This is a genomic window from Ruegeria aquimaris (assembly GCF_025751555.1).
GTDB lineage: Bacteria > Pseudomonadota > Alphaproteobacteria > Rhodobacterales > Rhodobacteraceae > Ruegeria_B > Ruegeria_B aquimaris.
The window spans coordinates 1-3,542 of sequence record NZ_JAOWLB010000054.1; the positions used below are offsets into that span (position 1 = coordinate 1).

At 59.4% G+C, this 3,542-nt stretch carries 4 protein-coding genes and 1 pseudogene; 4 read left to right on the top strand and 1 reads right to left on the bottom strand.

The window, feature by feature from the left end; all coding sequences use genetic code 11:
- Both OE747_RS24495 and OE747_RS24500 read left to right on the top strand, forming a co-directional pair.
- A partial coding sequence (locus OE747_RS24495) for an oxidoreductase (protein ID WP_450104000.1) occupies positions 1 to 504 on the top strand: 504 nt, incomplete at its 5' end.
- 813 nt (positions 505 to 1,317) lie between these two features.
- Positions 1,318 to 2,043 carry a hypothetical protein gene (locus OE747_RS24500; RefSeq protein ID WP_263831047.1) on the top strand — a complete coding sequence of 242 codons (726 nt, stop codon included), beginning with the start codon at positions 1,318 to 1,320 and terminating at the stop codon, positions 2,041 to 2,043.
- A 231-nt stretch (positions 2,044 to 2,274) separates the two neighbouring features.
- On the opposite strand, the gene OE747_RS24505 is transcribed toward OE747_RS24500, so the two are convergent.
- On the bottom strand, positions 2,275 to 2,406 hold the full coding sequence (locus OE747_RS24505) for a hypothetical protein (protein WP_263831048.1): 132 nt from the start codon (positions 2,404 to 2,406) through the stop codon (positions 2,275 to 2,277).
- Here OE747_RS24505 and OE747_RS24510 point away from each other — a divergent pair.
- Together OE747_RS24510 and OE747_RS24635 are read left to right on the top strand one after the other, a co-directional pair.
- Positions 2,383 to 2,778: a type II secretion system F family protein gene (locus tag OE747_RS24510; protein ID WP_263831049.1), complete on the top strand. Its 396-nt coding sequence runs from the start codon at positions 2,383 to 2,385 to the stop codon at positions 2,776 to 2,778. The two genes, OE747_RS24505 and OE747_RS24510, sit on opposite strands and share 24 nt — an antisense overlap.
- A 110-nt stretch (positions 2,779 to 2,888) precedes the next feature.
- Positions 2,889 to 3,542 (top strand): annotated as a pseudogene (locus OE747_RS24635) (hypothetical protein); the annotation flags it as partial.

Genomic DNA, 3,542 nt, shown 5'->3' on the forward strand with positions numbered 1-3,542 from the left:
GAGATTGCCGAGGCCGTTCGCGCAACGCTTCCCGACGATGTTCCGCTGTTCTTCAGAACGTCGGCCGTGGATGGGCCTCCGGATGGCTGGACGCTTGAGGATACTGTCGTGCTCGCCAGTCGGCTCAAGGAGATTGGGGTTGACGTTATGGACTGCTCGTCCAGCGGAATTTCAGGCGCAGCAACTGCTGGCGCAGGCAGCAAGCGCCAGCCGGGTTTCCAAGTGCCCTACGCCGAACGGGTCAGGAAAGAAACCGGCATGCTCGCCATGGCCGTTGGTTTGATCACGCACCCTGTACAGGCGGAGACGATTCTAGAGCGTGGACAGGCAGATCTCATCGCAATCGCCCGCGAGGCACTGGTGGACCCGATGTGGGCGCTTCACGCTGCGCGTGACCTGGGCCACGACACGGTTTTTGCAAGCTGGCCGAAACAGTCCGGCTGGTGGCTTGCTGCCCGACAGAAGACTTGCGAGTTCTACAATCCCGACAGCCCCGCAGGTTGAGCCATCAAGGTGTTCTGGACAGCAGCCCGAACCGCTATTGCGTATTATCAATGTTCGTCCAAGGCAGCGCCTTGAAAGTAGTTTTACAAGGAAAGCTGTCCTTGTTCTGTCGTCAGATGGTTCGTTTCAGGATCTGCGCGATGTTGACACATGACTGTGAACCTAAAGCGGCTGCAGTTTTTGAAGTAAATGCTTGTCATATCCCAAACACTCACTTGTCCACGTTTCCCGTAGGACAATGCCGAATCCGCACGGGGTTATCACGGGGGTTTGACGCGATAAATTCGTGTTTGTGAGAGAATCTCAGAGCCTTATCAAAACCCGGATTTTCACCCGGTTTTGCCCGTGCTTTTTGGGCGTTCTTTCTTGGCCGACAAGCCTCTCTTGGCGTTATCACTTGTATTTCGTTTAACGCTTTTTGCGCCATCATAACCATGATCATCAGACGGATTCCAGCACCCCTGCAACAACGACAAGGGTTTGCAAAGCCACCCCTGAGGCAAGACAACAACCGGACACATCGCCAGTTCAACGGCACTAACAAAGCTGGACTCTGCTGACCTTCAGACGGGCCTGATCTGACAGGCGTATTCCAGGTAAAAGGAACCTACACGAAACACGCGTGAGAGAAGAGAAGTCGTGTTCGTCCAGACCATAACCTTGTAGGGCGCGTAACATATTAGGATTATAGATTGTACGCTTGAGCTTGGTTTTCTTGGTCTATGGAAGGACCTTCCTCTATTGGACAAGCTTTGCCATAGGGACAGAGCCTCTCCGGGTACTTCATCTCTGGACCCTTGAAGGAGATCAATAATGTCACTGCACAGCGACGCTATGATGGTGCTGTTCTATGATATCGATGGCGACACGGCCGATCATGATGACTGGCATAGCTATGAGCATTTCCATGAGCGCCTTTCTATTCCGGGCTTCTTGCGTGCAACCCGATGGATCTCGACAGATGCCGGGCCGCGCTACCTGGTGACCTACGAGGTCAGCAGTTTAGACGTCGCGACCTCGCAGCCTTATCTTGAACGGCTCAATGACCCTACCGAGTGGACCCGGGATATGATGCCGCGTTTCCGGGGCATGACGCGTGGCTTCTGCAGTATTCCCTTTAGCATTGGTTTCGGCCTTGGTGCTGTTGCTGTGGCACTTCGCTTCCAGTCAACGGCAGGGCGAGAGACGGAGCTTTCACAATGGTTGGCCACCGAGGTCTTGCCGCGGATGCTGGATCTGCGGGGCATTGTGGGTGCGCAATTGCTGCAACCAGCCCCACCGCCGCCAATGACACAAGAACAGGCCCTGCGCGGAGCAGACACGCCATTGCCCTGGTTGGTCTTGGTGACCGGATATGACAGGGCGGCGCTTGACGTGGTCACCGCCGAGCATCTTGCCTTGGACAAGCTGAGCATGATGGGCGCCTCAGGACTGGAACTCGGCCGTTACGAACTGCACTTCACGGCGGATTCCGCTGAGGCTGCCCGGACCCCATCAATGCCGGTATTGACAACGCCGGGACGCACAAGGATCCGCTGAGGAAGGCCATAGTTGACGCAGTTGCTTACTTACCAACGTCTGAAAGCCAATCACAGCCGAAGTGACCTCTGCTTGGCGTGCGAAACCTTGCGAGCCCATCTGCACCGTCCCAGTCGGATGCAGGATCTCCGCCAGAGGCGATCATAGGACTACGGTATGGGCGTGCTTCTTCCGAGCTGTTCCTTTTCGTTCAGCGTAAACGGAACGGAAGATGTTTCCTACGTCGTCCCCTTACAGCAGGGTCAGCAGATCAACAGTTCCAGTATCGGGGATCCTCAGCCAGATGTGATCCTGTGCGGCCCCGTCCACCAGCGCCCAGACCACGAAACCGGACGGGACATGGGCGATGAAGGCCTCCATCATGTCATCGTCGCCAGACCGTTCACCCTCGGCATTCTCGGTGTGGGCAAAGGTCAGACTGAATTCCTCGACGCTGGCCCCGGGGTCTCCGAGGCGGTGCGCGCGGGCGACAGCCTGTCGGCGGCGCTGGACCGGCTGAGCTTCGTACCGCCGGTGGCGCGCCAGCTGATCGCGGCGGGCGAGATGTCGGCCCGGCTGGCCCGGATGGCCGAGCGCAGCGCGGTGCTGGTGGAAAACGCGCTCTCGACCGAACGCAAGCGCATCGCGGCCCTGCTCGAACCGATCCTGATGATGGCGGTGGGCGGGTTTGTCCTGATGGTGGTGCTCGCCGTGCTGCTGCCGATCTTCGATCTACAGGCGATGGTCACGGTCTGACCGCGCGGGCGCGGAACACGGCCTCCCGTCCCCCCTTGCCCCTTGACAGAGTCACGGCGCGGTCCACAGAATTCCCGCATTGAAGTTAACTTTTCGACAAGAGGATTCCCATGCCCGTCACAGGCGAATTGTTCTTTGGATTAGGCAGGCCAAACCCGGGGCGCCCGGCGACATTCGACGATGTCACCATCCAGTTCATCAATGAAACCGACCGGTTCGGCATCGCGCCCAACGTGGTGGGGGTCACCCGCCCGGATCTGGTCACCCTGATCAACACCGATACCGGCGTGCGCGCGGTTGTGCGCGGCGCTTTCCCGGCCCCGATCCCGGTGCTCGATGCCATCAACCCCTCGTCGGGCGCTTACCAGGCCTGGATCAACGCCGCCCTGCCGGTGCGGATCCTCGACATGCGGGTGGAGACCAACGATTTCATCCTCACTGTCGATTTCGACGGGGCCGGTCCGACCGTGGACGATTTCTATCACCGCTGGACACCGGCCGATCTTTTTGCCCTCAGCCCGACGATCAACGATGTGGCCTATGGGCCGGATGGCGAGCCGCTGCCGGTGCCGGTCGACCCGGTCGAGCTGACAGGCACCCCGGGGGCGGATGCCCTGACCGGTGATGCGGGCAACGACCGGCTCTTGGGCGAGGCGGGCAATGACACGCTCGACGGCGGTCTCGGGTCCGACACGCTCAACGGTGGCGATGGCGATGACATCCTCATCGGCGGCCCGGGCGAGGGCGACCTGCGCGACGTGATC

Bases quoted from the DNA above. Each gene is read 5' to 3' on its own strand.
- OE747_RS24500 (WP_263831047.1), top strand. From the start codon at position 1,318: ATGTCACTGCACAGCGACGCTATGATGGTGCTGTTCTATGATATCGAT.
- OE747_RS24510 (WP_263831049.1), top strand. From the start codon at position 2,383: ATGGGCGATGAAGGCCTCCATCATGTCATCGTCGCCAGACCGTTCACC.
- OE747_RS24505 (WP_263831048.1), bottom strand. From the start codon at position 2,406: ATGATGGAGGCCTTCATCGCCCATGTCCCGTCCGGTTTCGTGGTCTGG.